The sequence below is a fragment of the Goodfellowiella coeruleoviolacea genome, from assembly GCF_024171785.1.
GTDB classification, from domain to species: domain Bacteria; phylum Actinomycetota; class Actinomycetes; order Mycobacteriales; family Pseudonocardiaceae; genus Goodfellowiella; species Goodfellowiella coeruleoviolacea.
The window spans coordinates 591,967-608,328 of sequence record NZ_JAMTCK010000001.1 but is presented as its reverse complement, the minus strand read 5'-3'; the positions used below and the strand labels follow the sequence as shown (position 1 = coordinate 608,328).

Sequence of the window (16,362 nt, the reverse complement as noted above, 5' to 3'; positions counted from 1 at the left end):
TCATGACGCCAGTGGTGCAGCTAAAGGCGGTGACCCGGGAGTTCGCCGGCACCGCCGCCGTGCGCGAGGTCGACCTGACGGTGACCCGCGGCCAGTTCGTCGCACTGCTGGGCCCCAGTGGCTGCGGCAAGACCACCACCCTGCGGATGATCGCCGGCTACCTCCAGCCCACCAGCGGCACGATCCTGCTGGAGGGCAGGGACGCCACCCGGCTGCCACCGGAACGCCGCAACATCGGCATGGTGTTCCAGTCCTACGCGCTGTTCCCGCACATGACCGTGGCCAAGAACGTCGCGTTCGGACTGCAGATGCGCAAGGTGCCCGCCGCGCAGATCCGCACCCGGGTGCACGAGGCGCTGGACCTGGTCGGGCTGGCGCACCTGGCCGACCGCCGGCCGCAGCAGCTGTCCGGTGGCCAGCAGCAGCGGGTCGCGCTGGCCAGGGCGATCGCCGCGCGCCCCGCCGTGCTGCTGCTGGACGAGCCACTGTCCAACCTGGACGCCCGGCTGCGCGTGCAGATGCGCCAGGAACTGCTGCGCATCCAGCGCGAGACCGGCATCACCGCGATCCTGGTCACCCACGACCAGGAGGAGGCACTCGAACTCGCCGACTCCATGGTCATCCTGGACCGGGGGCGGGTCGTGCAGCAGGGCCACCCGCGCGAGGTGTTCCGCGCCCCTCGGACCCGGTTCGTCGCGGAGTTCCTGGGCTACGAGAACTTCCTCGACCTGCCAGGACGAGGACGGATCACCATCCGGCCGGAGCACGTCGACGTCGTCGAGCACGACGCGGCGCCGCCGGCCGGCGGGGAATCCGTCACCGGCACCGTCGCCGCTGTCCGGTTCCGCGGCACCGACTGTGTGGTCACCGTCGATGTCGGCGGCCAGAACGTTCTCGCCACCACCACCAACGACAGCCTGCGCGCCGGCTCGCCGGTGCGTCTGTTCCTGCCGCTGGACCGGGCGATCAGCCTGACCGGGACCGACTCGGTTCCCGGTGACGGTGGCCAGGGCACCCCATCCCTCCAACACCAGCAGGAGTCTCCAGCGTGAGCAGGTTGTTGCGTGCCGTGCTCGCCGGGGCGGTGCTCGCCGTCTCGGTGACCGCCTGCGCGGGCGAGAGCCCGTCGCAGGACCCCAACAAGCTCGTGGTCAGCACCTTCGGTTTCGGTGCCGACCGGTTCGAAGAGGCCGTGGTCAAGCCGTTCGAACAGCAGACCGGCATGGACGTCGTGGTGGAGAGCGGCAACAACGCCGACCGGCTCACCAAGTTGCAGATCAACAAGAACAACCCCACCGTCGACGTGGTGCTGATCTCCGACCTGTTCGCCGCGATCGGCAAGAAGCAGGGCCTGTTCGAGCAGATCGACTCGGCCGCGATCCCCAACCTGTCCAAGTCCTTCGACTTCGCCTACAGCACCGACGGGTACGGCCCCGCCTACACCTACCAGCTGCTGGGCATGCTCTACCGGACCGACAAGGTGAGCGGGCAGCCCGGCCTGAGCCAGCTGTGGGACGCCAAGTACAAGGGGCAGGTGGCCCTGCCCGCGCTGTCCGCCAGCGCCGGCATCCCGCTGCTGTTCGGCACCGCCGAGCAGTTCGGCTCCGGCCCGCAGGACGTGGACGCCGCCTTCACCAAGCTGACCGAACTCAAGCCGAACGTGCTCAAGTTCTTCAGCAGCAGCACCGAGGTGGTCAGCCTGCTCGACCGGGGCGAGGTCACCATGGCCCCCGCCCTGGACCTGTTCGCGGTCGACCCGGTCAAGGCGGGCAAGCCGCTGGCCTGGGCGCCGATGGACAAGGGCAAGTACGTGGTGACCAACAGCGCCCAGGTGGTCAAGGGCGCGCACAACAAGGCGGGCGCCGAGAAGTTCATCGACTACCTGCTGTCCACCGAGGTGCAGGAGAAGGCCGCCGAGGCGTTCAACGACAAGCCGGTGAACCGCTACGCCAAGGTGCCCGACGCGCTCGCCGCGGTGTCCGGTGAGATCGCCAAGGACCCCACCGCCGCCGGGTACCGCACCCCGGACCTGGACTTCGCCGTCGAGCACAACGACGAGTGGGTGGACCGGTTCGCCCGGGAGGTCTCCGGGTGAGTCCGGCCCGCACCCCGGTGATCATCGACTGTGACCCGGGTATCGACGACGCGATCGCGCTGTTCCTCGCGTTCGCCTCACCGGAGTTGGAGATCGCCGGGATCTGCGCGGTCGCGGGCAACGTGGGCATCAACCGGGCGGCCGACAACGCCGCCCGGCTGGCCCAGCTCATCGGCGTGCCCGAGACCGTGCCGGTGGTGCGCGGCCACGCCGGCCCGGTGGCCAGGGTGCGGCGCCTGCCCGACGAGCCGGTGCACGGCGCGGGTGGCCTCGGCGGCGTCGACCTGCCCGAGGCCACCCGGCCGCCGCACCCCGGGCACGCCGTGGACTGGATGGCCGAGCAGCTGGAGCGCCGGCCAGGCGAGTTCACCCTGATCGCGCTGGGGCCGCTGACCAACGTGGCCGCGCTGCTGCACACCCGCCCGGACCTGCGCGCGGCCGTGCGGGAGATCGTGCTGATGGGCGGGGCCGCGTTCGCGCCGGGCAACGTCACCCCGGCCGCCGAGTTCAACTTCTACGCCGACCCCGAGGCCGCCCGGTACGTGGCCGAGACCGGCGTGCCGCTGCGCATCGTGCCGCTGGACGCCACCCGCAAGGCGTTGACGCCGCTGGAGGACGCGCAGACCCTGGAACGCGACGGCGCTCCGGTCACCTCCGCGGCCGGCCGGATGCTGCGGCACCTGGTGGAGCGCCACTCCGCGCGCAGCGGCGTCGCGGCCTGCGCCGTGCACGACGCGCTCGCCGTGGCCGCGGCCGTCCAACCGGACCTGCTGGAGTGGACCGAGGCCAGCGTGACCGTGGAGTGCACCGGCGAGTTCACCAGGGGAGCGCTGGTGGCCGACGTCCACCAGCGGACCGGGCAGGCCCGCAACGCGCTGGTCGCCACCGGCGTGGACGCGGCGGCCTTCCGCGAACTGCTGCTGTCCCGCCTGCGCCGCTACTCCCGCCAGGACCCGTGACTGAGAGGGCAGGAGACCCCATGTCCATCCCCACTCGCTGTGACCTGCTGATCAGGGGGGCCAGCGTTGTCTCGGTGCACACCGGCGAGATCTGGCCGGCCGACCTGCTGGTGACCGGTGACGTGATCCGCGCGGTCACCTCTCCGGGCGTGGCCGTCGAGGCCGACGAGGTGCTCGACGCCGACGGCCTGCTGGTGGCGCCCGGCTACATCGACGCGCACATGCACATCGAGAGTTCCCTGCTGGCGCCCGCCGAGTTCGCCCGGATCACCCTGCCGCACGGCACCACCACCGTGCTGGCCGACCCGCACGAGATCGTCAACGTCGCCGGCCGCGAGGCCATGGCGTGGATGATCGAGCAGGGCCGGGACTGCGCGCAGACCATGCTGTGGGCGGTGCCCTCCTGCGTGCCCTCGCTGGAGGGGTTCGAGACGGCGGGCAGCCGGCTCACCGCCCAGGACATCGCCGAGATGCTCACCTGGGACGGGGTCAACACGCTCGGCGAGGTGATGGACTACCGGGCCGTGGTCAACGGGGACGAGCGGATGCACGCCATCGTCACCGCGGCCCGCCAGCAGGGCGTCCGGCTGGACGGGCACTGCCCGAACCTGACCGGCGACGACCTCAACGAGTACCTGTGGGCGGGCATCGACTCCGACCACACCAAGAACACACCCGAGATCGCCGTGGAAAAGGCCCGCCTGGGCATGCTGCTGATGCTCCAGGAGAAGTGCCTGACCCCGGAGCTGGTGCGCGCGCTGGGCGAACTGCCGGTGCTGCCGGACTTCTGCCTGGTCACCGACGACCTGGCCGCTGACGCCATCCTGGACCGGGGACACCTGGACCACATCGGGCGGGTGGCCATGGCCGCCGGCCTGAGCCCGCTGGCCGTGCTGCGCGCCCTCACCCTGCACCCGGCGCGGCGCCTGGGCCTGGACGACCGGGGCGTGGTGGCCCCGGGCAAGCGCGCCGACCTGGTGCTGCTGCGCGCCCTGGACGACCTCACCCCGGTGGCGGTGGTCTGCGGCGGCCGGGTGGTGGCCCGCGACGCCCAGCCCCAGCCGGCCGCGGCCACCGCGCTGGCGCACCCCTTCGCCGACACCGTGCACCTGGACCCGCTGACCGAGGACGACCTGCGCTGGCGGGTGGACCTGCCCGACGGCGAGCACGTGTTCCGGGCGCTGCGGGTGAACCCGGTCGACACCTACACCGAACCGGCCGAGGTGGTGCTGCCGGTGCGCGACGGCGTGGTGGACTGGGAGGGCCGCACCGCGGTGCTGGCCGTCTACGAGCGGCACCACCGCAGCGGCAACCGGTCCATGGCCCCGGTGCTGGGCATGGCGCTCGGCCGGGGCGCCGCCGCCACCACCTACGCCCACGACAGCCACAACCTCACCGTGGTCGGCACCGCGGCCGCGGCCATGCGCGCCGCCGCCAACCAGCTGATCGACTCGCAGGGCGGCCTGTGCGTGGTCCGGGACGGCGCGCCCACCACGCACCTGCCGCTGCCCGTGGCCGGCGTGCTCTCCGACCGGCCCGCACCCGAGGTGGCGGCCGCGGCCGGCGCGGTGCGCCAGGCCCTGCACGAGTGGGGCTGGCAGCACCGCAACGTGCTGATGAGCATCTCCACCATGACCCTGCCGGTGTCACCCCAGGTGAAGCTCACCGACCAGGGGCTGGTGCGGGTGGTCGAGCGGCGGTGGGAACCGGCCGTGGTGGGCTGAGCCCGGTAGCCACGACAGCGGGGCGGTCGCCGTCAGCCCGGCGACCGCCAGGCCAGCAACACCCGGTCGATGTCGGCGGCGATCCGGTCCCGCGCCTGCTGCCTGGGCACCCCGGACATCAGCAGGTCGTCGTAGTCGGTGTCCTCGTGGCGCACCGACGCGATCACCGCCAGTTCCACGGCGCGCTCGCCCAGGGCCTGGCCGGCGGCCGAGCGACCCACCCGGCGGCTGCCGCGCTCCCCGGCGTGCCGCGCGATCCGCTCCGCGCGGTCGGTGGGGATGCCGGGGAAGTGCCGCCTGATCTCCTCGGCGAACCTGGCCTGGAACGCCACGTCGGCGTGGGCCCGGCGCTCCCGGTCCCGCTCCCGCCGCCGCTCGCGCACGTCCGCGTCGGCCAGGCACTGCTCCTCGGCCAGCTCCAGCGCGGCCTCCTCGACCAGGATGCCCCTGCGCTCGTAGCGCTTGCGGCCCCTGGCGAACCGGACCACCACCGCGGCCAGCCGGCTCGCCTTCTTGGCCCTGCGGCTGAGTGTGGCGTCCCCGGACGGCAGGAACACCAGGTGGTCCATGTCCACACAGGACAGGCAGCGCGACTGTTCGTCCTCCACCACCAGGAACTCGCCGGTGTCACCACAGTCCACACAGGACCAGTCGCCGGTCGCCCACACCACCACCAGGTCCGGCGGCTGGCTCTGCCTGCGCAGCAACCGGTCCCGCCCGGCCTGGCTGAGCCCGGGCGAGAGCCAGTGGGTGCGCCAGGCGCGCTCGACGGCCTCGGCGCCGGCGGCGGTGAACCGCAGCGGCCGGCGGTCCCGGGTGGCCGCCACGTACGGGGTCTCGGTCGGCTCCAGGTGCCGCGCGCGGGCCCAGTGGTGGAAGTGCTCCAGCGCGAGGGCCAGCTTGTCCGGGGACACCGCGGCGGCGCTCTCCAGGTGCTCGACGCGCCCCTGCTGCCACTGCTCGACCACCCGGCCCGGCAGCCAGCCCAGGCTCGCCACCAGCGCCACCGGGGACACGAACTTGCTCCTGGCCAGCTGGGCCTCGGCCGCCGCGACCACCCGACGCTCCAGTTTGGACTGTTCGCCCGCCAACTCCACTCCTCGTTCCCGCACCGGGTTGGGTGCGGGAACGAGGGTAGCCAAGCGCCGCGCCGCTACCGCGCGAGCAGGTCGCGCAGTGCCTTGACCACCTCGGCCGGGTCCTCCTCGGCCATGAAGTGCCCGCAGCTCACCGTGCGGTGGTCCAGGTCGGGCGCCCAGGCCCGCCAGCGCGCGGCCGCGTCGAAGCCGAGCGCGGCGCCCCAGTCCTGCTGCAGCACGGTCACCGGCATCCGCAGCTGGTTGCCGGCCTGCCGGTCGGCCTGGTCGTCTGCCACGTCGATGCCGGCCGAGGCCCGGTAGTCGGCGACGATCGAGGGGATGGCCGCGCGCGCGGCCGCCAGGTAGGCCGCGCGCACGTCCGGCGGGATCGCGCCCGGGTCGGTGGCCCAGATGTCGAGGAAGTGGCCGAAGAACTCCTCGGGCGCGCCGCTGATCAGCGTCTCCGGCAGCCCGGGCGGCTGGGCCATCAGGTAGAGGTGGAAGCCGACGGCGGCGGAGACCCCGTGCATCACGTCCCACATGTCCAGGGTGGGCAGCACGTCCAGCGAGGCCAGGTGGGTGACGGCGGTGGGGTGGTCCAGCCCGGCGCGGATGGCCACCAGCGCGCCGCGGTCGTGGCCGGCCAGGGCGAAGCGGTCGTGGCCGAGGGCGCGGGCCAGCGCCACGACGTCCGCGGCCATGGTGCGCTTGGCGTAGGTCCGCCCGTCGGTGTCGGCCGGCTTGTCGCTGTCGCCGTAGCCGCGCAGGTCCGGGCAGATGACCGTGTGGTCGGCGGCCAGGTCGGCGGCGACGTGCCGCCACATCAGGTGGGTCTGCGGGAAGCCGTGCAGCAGCACGACGGGGCTGCCCGAGCCGCCCACCGCCACGTTGAGCGCCACCCCGTCGGCGACGGTGACGCGGCGCTGGGTGAATCCGGTGATCTTCGGTGTCATGGTGCCCTCTCGCGGGTGGTTCGTCCGGTGCGGGAACCACCCTGCCGGCGGCCGATCAGCGGCCGGTCAGCGTGCCGTCAGCACCGGCTCCGGCACGGGGAGCACGGGTTAGATTGGACCCCGGTGGTGCGTTTCGCTGTGCTGGGCCCACTCATGGCCGAGAACGAGCACGGGCCGGTCGACCTGCGGGGCCCTCGGCACCGGGCCGTGCTGGCCCGGCTGCTGGTGGCCGGGGGCCGGGTGGTGCCGGTCACCCGGCTCATCGACGACCTCTGGGACGACGACCCGCCACCCGGCGCGCTCGGCGCCGTGCAGACCTTCGTCGGCGCGCTGCGCAAGGCCCTGGAGCCGGACCGGCCGCCCCGCACCCCGTCCCGGCTGCTGGTCACCGCGGCCCCCGGCTACGCGCTGCGGGCCGACCCCGAGGCGGTGGACGCCTGGCGCTTCGAGGCGGCGGTCGCCACCTCCGCGCAGCTGCTCGCCTCGGGGCAGACCGAGCGGGCACACGCCCTGCTGGACGAGGCCCTGGGCGGGTGGCGGGGACCGGCGTACGCGGAGTTCGCCGAGCTGGACTGGGCACGCGGAACCGCCGCGCGACTGGACGAGTTGCGGCTGCTGGCGGTGGAACGCCGGGCCGAGGCGGCGGTGGCCCTGGGGCGGGCCGCCGAATCCGTCGCCGACCTGCGGGCCCACGTCACCGCGCACCCGCTGCGCGAGGACGGCTGGTGGCTGCTGGCGTTGGCGCTCTACCGGACCGGCCGGCAGGGCGACGCGCTGGCCACGCTCCGCCAGGCGCGCGACACGCTGCGCGCCGAACTCGGCCTGGACCCGGGCCCGCGCCTGCGCCAACTGGAGTCCGACATCCTCGCCCAGGCCCCGCACCTGGCCCCCCAGCCGACCGCGCCCCCACCCGGCCCGACCCCGCCCGGCCCGGCCCCGGTCGATCCGGCCCCGGTCGACCGGCACCCGACGGTCGAGCACCCGCCGTTCGTCGGGCGAACCGCGGAACTGGCCGACCTGGAGCGCGCCGCGGCGGCCGTGACGCGCACCGGCCACCCGCGCCTGGCGCTGGTCTCCGGCGCGGCCGGCGCCGGCAAGACCGCGCTGGCCAGCACCCTGCTCGCCCGGCTGCGCGCCGGTGGCTGGACCACCGCGTGGGGCAGCAGCCCGGAACTGCCCGGCGCGCCGTCGGCGTGGCCGTGGACCCAGGTGCGCGCCAGCCTCGACCCCGCCGCCGCCGCGGACGCCGACGCCGACGCGGACGCGGACACCGTTTCGCCCGGTGACCCGGTGGCCGCCCGGTTCCAGCGGCAGCGCGCGGCCAGCGCCCTGCTCGCCGCGGTCTCCGCCACGGCCCCGGTCCTGCTGGTCTTCGACGACCTGCACTGGGCGGACGAGGAGACCCTCGCCCTGCTCACCGCGCTGGCCACCGACCGCGACGCCGGGCCGGTGCTGGTCGTCGGCACCTACCGGGCCACCGAGATCTCCACCGGACTGGCCGAGGCACTGGGCCGGGCCGCCCGCGCCGAACCGACCCGCGTCTACCTGGGCGGCCTGACCGAGCCCCAGGTGCGGCAGATGGTCACCGCCCTCACCAGCCGGGTGCCCGCGCCGGGGGAGTCCCGGGTGATCCACGCGCGCAGCGCGGGCAACCCGTTCTTCGTCCGCGAACTCACCCGGCTGTGGGAGACCGAGGGCGACGCGGCCCTGCACCGCGTGCCGGCCGGTGTGCGGGACGTGATCCGGCACCGCCTGGCCGGGCTCACCGGGACCGCGCGCACCCACCTGCGCCAGGCCGCGGTCCTCGGCCAGCAGGTCGACCTCGACGTGCTGGTCCCGCTGGCCGGCGACGAGGACGCGGTGCTGGACTCGGTGGAGTCCGCCCTGCTCACGGGCTTCCTGGTGGAGCAGGACGCCGACCGGCTGCGCTTCGCCCACGCCCTGGTGCAGGAGACGCTGTACGCGGACACCAGCCAGGCCCGTCGGGCCCGCTGGCACGCCTCGGCCGCGGCGATCATCGCCGAGACCCGGCCCGACGACGTGGCCGCGATCGCCCACCACCTGCTCCGGGCCGGCCACCGGGCCAGCGCGGCCCGGACCGCCCACTACACCCGCGCCGCGGCCGAACAGGCCGAGCGGCACGTCGCCCCGCACGAGGCGGCCCGGCTGTGGCGGGAGACGGTCGCCGCACTGGACCGGGCCGGCAGCACCGACACCAGGGCCCGCCTGACCGCGGTGATGGGCATGGTCCGGGCCCTGGCGGTCACCGGCGACCTGCACCAGGCCCGCGGCCACCGCGCCGAGGCCGTCACCTCGGCCGAGGCACTGGGCGACCCGGTGCTCACCGCCCAGGTGATCGGCGCGTTCGACGTGCCCGCGATCTGGACGACCAACGACGACGAGAACCTGTCCGCCCGCCTGGTCGAGGCCGCCGAACGCACCCTGGCCAGGCTGCCGGCCGAGCACGAGACCGACCGCGCCCGGCTGCTCAGCACCATCGCGGTGGAGCGCCGCGCCGACGCCGGACCACGCGGCGCCGAGGCGGCCAGGCAGGCCGAGGCGATCGCCCGCGCCCGGCGCGACCCCGCCCTGCTCGCGCACGCGCTCAACGCCCGCTACCTGCAGACCTTCCACCGCGCCGGGCTGGCCCCGGAGCGCGCCCGGATCGGCGCGGAACTGCTCGACCTGGCCGGGCGGCACCGCGCTCTGGTGACCTCCGAGGTGCTCGGGCACCTGATCCTCATCCAGTCGCACGCCGCGCTGGCCGACCTCGCCGCCGCCGACCGGCACGCCGCCGAGGCCGACCGGCTCGCCGAGCGCCACGAACTCCCGCTCGTCGGCGTGTTCACCGACTGGTACGCCGCGCTCCGGCTGGCGATCACCGGACGGCGGGACGAGGCGCGCGCCGCCTACCGGGCGGCCGGCGCCCGGCTCGCCGGCAGCGGCATGCCCGGCATGGAGCGCGGCGTCCTCCCGCTCGCCCTGCTCAGCCTCACCGCCCCCGACGTGCCGGCCGAGTTGGTCGACGCCGACTGGGGTCCGCACGAGCCGTGGGCCCGGCCGCTGGTGCTGCTCGCCCAGGGCCGGCGCGAGCAGGCGTTCGCCGCTGCCCGGCTCATCCCGGACGCGCCACGCGACCTGCTCTTCGAGGCGCGGACCTGCCTGCACGCCATGATCGCGGTCCAGGCGGGGGACCGGCCGGCCGTGGAACGCCTCTACGACCGCCTGCTGCCCGCGGCCGACGAACTCGCCGGCGCCGGCAGCGGCCTGCTCACCCTCGGCCCCACCGCACGGCACCTCGGCCACCTGGCCGCCGCCCTCGGCCGGCACGACCGCGCCGAGGAGCACCACCGGCAGGCCCAGGCGATCGCCGACCGCGTGGGGGCGTCCCGCGGGATGGCTGGCGGCGAGTAGCCGGCGGACGTCGCAGGCCGTCCCGGGCATCACTCACCGGCCCGCCGCTCGTGCTGTTCGACCGGCCCGGGCGGCGGGCGGCGGGGTGCATCACCCGACGGCGGTGCCCTCCAACTCGACCATCAGAGCGGGGATCGCCAGGCGGGTCACCCCGAGCAACGTGCTGGCCGGTGCCACTCCGGCGGCGCCCAACCGCGACGCCAGCACGCCGTAGTGCTGGAACAGCAGATCGACGTCGGTGGTGTAGACGTTGAGCCGGACGAGGTTCGCGAGGGACATGCCGGCCTCGCCGAGCACGGCCTCCAGGTTGTCCAGGCTCAGCGCCAACTGCGCCGCCATGTCACCGTGGTGCTGGGGCGCACCGTCGGCGCTCATCGCGGTCTGCCCGGCGCAGTACAGGGTCCGGGTGTGCCCGGAGACGAGTTCGCCCTGGTCGTACCCCAGCTCCACCGACCACGTCCACGGGTTGACCGTCGTTCGTTCCACTGCCACACCAACTCCATTTCGACTCATCGGGAGTACGCACGTCGAGCGGTTCGGTAGCCGCCCGTCTCCGACGTCGTGGAGGCAGCCTCGCAACGAATCACGACATCCTGTGTCGTGTATTCCCGGTAGGTTCTTCGCATGCGCGCCGACCGGTTGGTCTCGCTGGTGCTGCTGCTGCGCCAGCGCGGTCGGCTGTCCGCGGCCGCGCTGGCCCGCGAACTGGAGGTGTCCACCCGCACCGTGCTGCGCGACATCGAGGCGCTGTCCGCGGCCGGTGTCCCGGTCTACGCCGAACGCGGCCGGAACGGCGGTTTCGCGCTGTTGCCGGGTTTCCGGACCGAACTCACCGGGCTGAACCACGACGAGGCGCTCGCCCTGCTGGTCGCCGGATCGCGGCGCGGCACGCAGGTGTTCGGCCTCGGTTCGGCGCTCGCGTCGGCCATGCTCAAGGTGGTTGACGCGCTACCCGCGAGCTGTCGGGACACCGCGGCCGGCGTGGCCGAGCGACTGCTCGTCGACCCGGAGACCGACCTGCTCGCCCGCCGACTGGTCACCGAGGAGGTGCCCGACAGCATCGTGGCCGAGATCCGGCGCGCGGTGGTCGCCGGACACAAGCTGCGCATCCACTACGCGGCCTCGGGCCAGCCACCACGATGGCGCACGGTGGACCCGATCGGCCTGGTCACCGCGCGCGGCCAGGGCTACCTGCTGGCCATGAGGTCGGGCGCGGACCGCACCTACCGGCTGTCCCGGGTGTTGGCCGCCGAGCAACTCGACGAACCCGCGCAGCGTCCCGACCGGGTCGATCTGGACCGGGTCTGGCAGGACCGCAGCACGCGGTTCCGGACCGGCGGCGACCAGGTCACCGTGCTGGCGCGGGTGAACCCGGCGCGCCGGGCGGACCTGCTGGGCACCGCGCTGGCCGTCCGCGCCGAAGAAACCGGTCCGGACGGCTGGCTGCGGCTGGAGGTGGCCTTCCAGGACGCACGGCACGCCGAGTGGGCGCTGTGGCAGCTCGCCACGGACGCGGAAGCCCTGGCCCCGCGGTGGCTGCGCACCCGCCTGCGCGACCGCGCCACCGCGATCGCCACCCGCTACGCGACGCCGTCCTGAGCGCGGTCGCCGACCGGCGGCGGTCAGTCGGTGAGCGTCAGCGGGGTGGGGCCCAACCGGCCGGCGAGCAGGTCGTCGAGCAGGGCGGGCAGTGTCGCGGGCAGCAGCTTGTCGCGGCAGCGGCGCAGCTCGTCCAGTGACCACCAGCGGCGTTCGACCAGCCCGGCCTTCTCGTTGGCGGTGGGCCTGAGCGGGACCCGCGGCGCGGTGTCCGGGACGCGACCGAGGAACACGTGGTCGACGCGGTGGTGGTCACGGCCCTGGTAGCGGAAGCGGGACTCGCGCACCCACAGCTTCAGGCCGAGGGTGCCGAGCACGATCCCGGTCTCCTCGGCGACCTCACGGCGGGCGGCGGTGCGCAGGTCCTCGCCCTCGTCCAGGCCGCCGCCGGGCAGTTCCCACCAGTGGTGACCGGGGTCGGCGGGGTCCAGCGCGTGGATGAGCAGCACGCGGTCGGCGGGGTCGAGCAGGAGGACGCGGGCGCCGGTTCGGGGGGTGGCGCTGCTGGTCTGGGTGGACATTCCGCGGCTGGTCCTCGGGGTCGGCGGACAGGCAGGTGGTTTGGCAGCCGACCCCGATCCAGCCGTGGGGTTCAGGACCCGCGGGGTTCAGAACAGGGTGGGCTCCGACTCGGCAGACGCAGCCGCCGTGGTGGGGTCCGACGTTAGCAGCGCGCCGGTGGCGGTCAGCACCAGGCGCACGGCGAGTCCCGAGTGATCGGTGAGCGGGGGACCATCCGCCGCTGGTTCCCGTGTCTCGTGGACGTACTCACACGCGGTGAGCATCTCAGCCAGCGAACGGGAGCCGTGGGCGTGGTCGTAGCGGTAGCCCAGGTCCGTCTGGCGCGCCCAACTGTGTTCGACCCGATCGGGGTGCAGGTGTCGGAACAGGTCAACCAGGCCGTGCTGGTCGGTCAGGTTGGTGTAGAAGGCGTACTCGAAGGGCGCGAACTGACCCCGATGCGTGGGCTTATGGCTTGGTTCGAGCACGTTGAGGTCGCCGAGCAGCAACAGCGGCGCCTCGCTGGCCGTGGCGTCCAGGGCTTGGCAGAAGCGCCGGATCCAGGTCTTCTTGCGCTCGGTCTTGTCCGCGGTAGCGTCTCGAGACGGTACGTAGGCGCCGGCGATCCGCAGCGGCCCGTCGGTGGTGTCGACCACGACCCCGGTCGCGCGGGCGGGCAGGTAGTCCAGCGCCGTACCGAGCGGGTCCGGGGTCGTGCTCAGTTTGCTGATGATCATCACGCCGAGTTCGCCGGGCGCGTGGTACGGGAAAGTCACCGCGTACCCGGCGGCGGTGAACGCCCCGGCGAGGAACTGGCTGCCTGCGGTGGCCTTCGTTTCGGTGAGCACCAGCACCTCCTCGGGCCGGTCGGCTAGCCAGCGGAGTTGTCGATGGGCGCGGTCGAGGGAGGGGGCGCCGATGTTGACGGTGATCAGGCTCAAAGACATGCCGTGCTCTTCTCGTTCAGGACGTGGTGGAGACGGGATACGATCGCGGTGGCGATCGTGTCGGGTGAGTTGGCGGTGGCATCCAGTGAGGCGACCGGCCAGCCTCGGTTGTGTAGCTCGACCACGGCCTGGGCGTAAAGGGCGGTCTCCCTCTCGCTGCTGTCCTCGGCGCGCTCGAACCGGCTGTGTCCGCCGCGTGCCCGCAGGCGGGCGTCGATGATCTCGGGGGCGCCGGTGAGGATGAACGACAGGTCGGGTCGGTAGACGCCGTGGTTGAGGTGCCACACCGCCTCGGCGGACAGGCCATCGAGACCTTGCAACACCAGTGAGGATGCGAGGTAGCGGTCGCACACCACCAACGTGCCCTCGCGCAGTGCGGGCAGTATCTCGGTTGCGAGTTGGTGGTGGCGGTCGGCGGCGCAGAGACAAGCCAGGGCCATGCCGTGGTAGGTGTCCGTGCTGTGCCGGGCCAGCTCGCCCAGCGGTGCGCGAGAAGGCTGGGTCGTCGCATGCACCGGTACCCCGGTCGCTTTCAGGGTCTCGGCGACTAGGAGTGCGGCAGTGGACTTCCCCACTCCACCAGGACCATCCAGAGTGATCAGCACGCCCGGCAGGCGCCGGGGTTCGTCCACCACGAAGCCGGTCACGCGGGCATCAGCGGCAGGAGCCGACGTCCTTCAGCGAGGGTGTCGGTCGTGATCGGGCACTGCTCGGTGTCGACGTCGCCGATCCGGCCGCCGGCGGCGACTACGGCGGCCGGGCAGCCCTTGCCGCAGCCGGTGCTCACCGAGCACGCCGTGCAGGTGCTGTTGTCACCCATCCGGTAGTGGTTGTGGAAGCGGTAGTCGTCCAGACGGCGGGCGATATCCGGGTCGGTGAAGATGTTGCCGACGATGAACTCGGTGTCGGCGTGCTGGGCGGCCGGGGTGCGGGCGGCGAACACCAGGTACGGGCACACGGTGACCTCGCCGGGGGTGAACACGTAGATGATCGTCCCGGCCTCGCATCCGGCCAGAGGCCGGCCGTCCGTGTTGGGAAAGCGGATGTGCGCGATGTCGAGGTCTGGGCCGGCGAACGGCGCGGTCAGTTCGAAGATTTCCCGCATGTGCGCGCTCGGCTTCGCCAGCTTGGCCTGCGACCTGACCCCGCGGCCCATGCTGCCCAGCGGATTGAGCAGCACGTAGCGGGCACCGTTGGCGCGGGCGAAGGCACACAGCCGGGTGTACTCGTCGTTCTGTGCCAGCGTGTTCGGAGTGCACAGTAGTCCTTGCAGAATTCCGGCCGCGCCGAGCTTTTCCACGGTGGCCACGGTGACAGCGAAGCTGGCTCGGTCGCCGCGGAACTTGCCGTGTGAGTCGGCGGCGAACCCGTCCAAAGACACGTTGCAGTGCACGCCCAACTCAGCCAGTTCGCGGATCTGGGCCTCGTTCAAGACGGTGGCGTTGGTGCAGATCCCGACGTCCATCCCAGTGGCGCGAAACGCCCGCGTGATGGCCAGAAAGTCGGGGTGAATCGTTGGTTCTCCGCCGGTGAGCGTGACCCGCCGAACGCGGCACGCGGCCAGGCGTGGGATCACCTTGTCGATTACCTCGGTCAGCGGCATCTGCTTGCCGATCCGCGTTGCGGACACGAAGCAGTGGGCACAGCGCAGATTGCAGTCCTCGTTGATCTGGACCAGCGCTTTGCGGAATGGCTGCTCGACAGTGGTGCGGAAGTAACAGGACTGGGCCACCTCATCGGTGGCGATGCTGAGAGCGGTCACCAGCGGAACCTCCGCTTTCCCAGGCGCCGTCGTCGGGCGCCAACGTGGGCTGGCCCGGTCGGGCTGACTCACTGAAATGTTCGGCCGGACATCACGCTGCCTTGAGATGTTCGTGCGATCATTTCTGGGACATCTCGGTGGGAAGTGCGATCAATGACAGCCCAACTGTTCGAGCGGACAATTCGCGCATCTGAGGGTGCGCATGATGGTGCTGTGGAGCGAACGAGGAGGCGTGGTGCCAGAGACCGGAGACGATGGCGAGGCTGCGGAGGTTCTGACAACACTGCTGGGTTGTCCGCCTGAGATGCTCGATGTCAGCCTGGATCAACTGCGCACCCTGGTCGTAGTGCACGTCACGGGTACCGCACAGCGGGCCGCTCGGGCGCTAGGGCGAGAGCAGTCCAGCGTGCAGAAGCAGCTCGACAACCTCAACAAAACCGCGACCCGGTTGGTGGGCGAGGCACTGGTGGTCAAGCAGGGCCGAGGTAAGGACTTCCTATTTACCCCGACCGGGGAGGAGGTCGTAGCCCTGGCGCGGCAGACCCTGCTGTCGTGGACCGACGGCCTGCATCGCAGCCGGCGTCGGGTCGGGTCCACCGTCACCTTCGGCACCACCGAGTTCACCGTGCAGTTCCTCGGCGCGGTCTGGCCCATGCTGCGCGAGGACTTCGAGCGTCGCGGCGTGCACCTCAACATCGAACATGTCCGCACCCGCGACCTGTGGCGCAAGCTCGACGGGAAAAAGGTAGACCTGGTGTGTGGCAGCTTCGCCGCCGAACACAGCCGGCGCCCCGTGCTGGACTATGACTTCCTGGAATGGCACCGCGAACGCGTCGCCCTGCTGACCAACCTCGCCCCACGCGAACTTCCTGGCACCCCGGTCACCGCTGACCGGTTGCCCGGCCTGCCGCTGCTCGCGCCGACCGCCGGCCTGCTCGCCCAGTTTCTCAGTCGCTGGTATGGCCCCGACTACCGTGGGGTGCTGCACGTCATCGCCGACATCGACTCCCTCAACTACGGGCTCAACCTGCTCACCACGCAGCTGTTGCACGGCTGCCTACTCACCACCGAACGCGTTGCCGACGCCGCCCTCGATGGCCGCCTGCCCGGCCAGGGCCTGCGCAAGATCGACCTCGCCGACGACTACCAACCTCGTCTGGAGATTGTCACCGGCATCTTCGCGCGCAAGGGTGAGCGTGACCGCTACGCCCCTGACCACCCGCTAAACCTGTTGTGGAATGCCTTCGCTGATGCGACACCCACCCGCACTGTCCCCGGCGTTCTGCCTGGGTGACGCGCGAAAGGCCCGTGCGGTTGCCACGTCTCGGC

The 16,362-nt window shown here is 72.7% G+C and carries 14 protein-coding genes; 7 read left to right on the top strand and 7 right to left on the bottom strand.

Annotated features, from left to right (window positions below; all coding sequences use genetic code 11):
* Positions 1-11 precede the first annotated feature (11 nt).
* From LX83_RS02435 to LX83_RS02420, 4 genes are read left to right on the top strand one after another with little or no spacing between them, the layout of a single operon-like run.
* Positions 12-1,052, top strand: coding sequence for an ABC transporter ATP-binding protein (locus LX83_RS02435; protein ID WP_253766461.1), 1,041 nt, complete (start codon positions 12-14; stop codon positions 1,050-1,052).
* Entirely contained in the window at positions 1,049-2,095 is a 1,047-nt protein-coding gene (locus LX83_RS02430) for an ABC transporter substrate-binding protein (RefSeq protein ID WP_253766459.1), read from the top strand. Before LX83_RS02435 ends, LX83_RS02430 begins: the two co-directional genes overlap by 4 nt.
* Complete coding sequence (locus LX83_RS02425) at positions 2,092-3,054, top strand: nucleoside hydrolase (protein ID WP_253766456.1); 963 nt, start codon at positions 2,092-2,094, stop codon at positions 3,052-3,054. Before LX83_RS02430 ends, LX83_RS02425 begins: the two co-directional genes overlap by 4 nt.
* Before the next feature lie 20 nt (positions 3,055-3,074).
* Positions 3,075-4,778: an adenine deaminase C-terminal domain-containing protein gene (locus LX83_RS02420; RefSeq protein WP_253766454.1), complete on the top strand. Its 1,704-nt coding sequence runs from the start codon at positions 3,075-3,077 to the stop codon at positions 4,776-4,778.
* A gap of 32 nt (positions 4,779-4,810) precedes the next feature.
* On the opposite strand, the gene LX83_RS02415 is transcribed toward LX83_RS02420, so the two are convergent.
* On the bottom strand, positions 4,811-5,869 hold the full coding sequence (locus LX83_RS02415; protein ID WP_253766452.1) for a DUF2293 domain-containing protein: 1,059 nt from the start codon (positions 5,867-5,869) through the stop codon (positions 4,811-4,813).
* Between the two features lie 62 nt (positions 5,870-5,931).
* Positions 5,932-6,810, bottom strand: coding sequence for an alpha/beta fold hydrolase (locus tag LX83_RS02410; RefSeq protein ID WP_253766450.1), 879 nt, complete (start codon positions 6,808-6,810; stop codon positions 5,932-5,934).
* Positions 6,811-6,933: 123 nt separating this feature from the next.
* Here LX83_RS02410 and LX83_RS02405 point away from each other — a divergent pair, with 123 nt between their 5' ends.
* The gene (locus tag LX83_RS02405; protein ID WP_308203893.1) at positions 6,934-10,224 is read left to right on the top strand and encodes a BTAD domain-containing putative transcriptional regulator; all 3,291 of its coding nucleotides are present in this window, start codon (positions 6,934-6,936) and stop codon (positions 10,222-10,224) included.
* A gap of 90 nt (positions 10,225-10,314) precedes the next feature.
* Here LX83_RS02405 and LX83_RS02400 read toward each other — a convergent pair whose 3' ends face one another.
* Positions 10,315-10,710: a RidA family protein gene (locus tag LX83_RS02400; RefSeq protein WP_253766978.1), complete on the bottom strand. Its 396-nt coding sequence runs from the start codon at positions 10,708-10,710 to the stop codon at positions 10,315-10,317.
* Positions 10,711-10,848: 138 nt separating this feature from the next.
* Here LX83_RS02400 and LX83_RS02395 point away from each other — a divergent pair, with 138 nt between their 5' ends.
* Complete coding sequence (locus LX83_RS02395; protein WP_253766448.1) at positions 10,849-11,823, top strand: helix-turn-helix transcriptional regulator; 975 nt, start codon at positions 10,849-10,851, stop codon at positions 11,821-11,823.
* A gap of 23 nt (positions 11,824-11,846) precedes the next feature.
* On the opposite strand, the gene LX83_RS02390 is transcribed toward LX83_RS02395, so the two are convergent.
* From LX83_RS02390 to LX83_RS02375, 4 genes are all read right to left on the bottom strand, one after another.
* Positions 11,847-12,344 (bottom strand): NUDIX hydrolase, encoded by a 498-nt coding sequence (locus LX83_RS02390; protein ID WP_253766446.1) that lies wholly within the window; start codon positions 12,342-12,344, stop codon positions 11,847-11,849.
* A gap of 87 nt (positions 12,345-12,431) precedes the next feature.
* Positions 12,432-13,271, bottom strand: a complete 840-nt coding sequence (locus tag LX83_RS02385) for an endonuclease/exonuclease/phosphatase family protein (protein WP_253766444.1) — start codon at positions 13,269-13,271, stop codon at positions 12,432-12,434.
* Positions 13,262-13,918, bottom strand: coding sequence for a dTMP kinase (gene tmk / locus LX83_RS02380; RefSeq protein WP_253766442.1), 657 nt, complete (start codon positions 13,916-13,918; stop codon positions 13,262-13,264). The genes LX83_RS02385 and tmk overlap by 10 nt, the downstream gene beginning before the upstream one ends.
* On the bottom strand, positions 13,915-15,033 hold the full coding sequence (locus LX83_RS02375) for a radical SAM protein (RefSeq protein WP_253766440.1): 1,119 nt from the start codon (positions 15,031-15,033) through the stop codon (positions 13,915-13,917). Before LX83_RS02375 ends, tmk begins: the two co-directional genes overlap by 4 nt.
* Before the next feature lie 235 nt (positions 15,034-15,268).
* Here LX83_RS02375 and LX83_RS02370 point away from each other — a divergent pair, with 235 nt between their 5' ends.
* Positions 15,269-16,327: a LysR family transcriptional regulator gene (locus LX83_RS02370; RefSeq protein ID WP_253766438.1), complete on the top strand. Its 1,059-nt coding sequence runs from the start codon at positions 15,269-15,271 to the stop codon at positions 16,325-16,327.
* Positions 16,328-16,362: the final 35 nt, after the last annotated feature.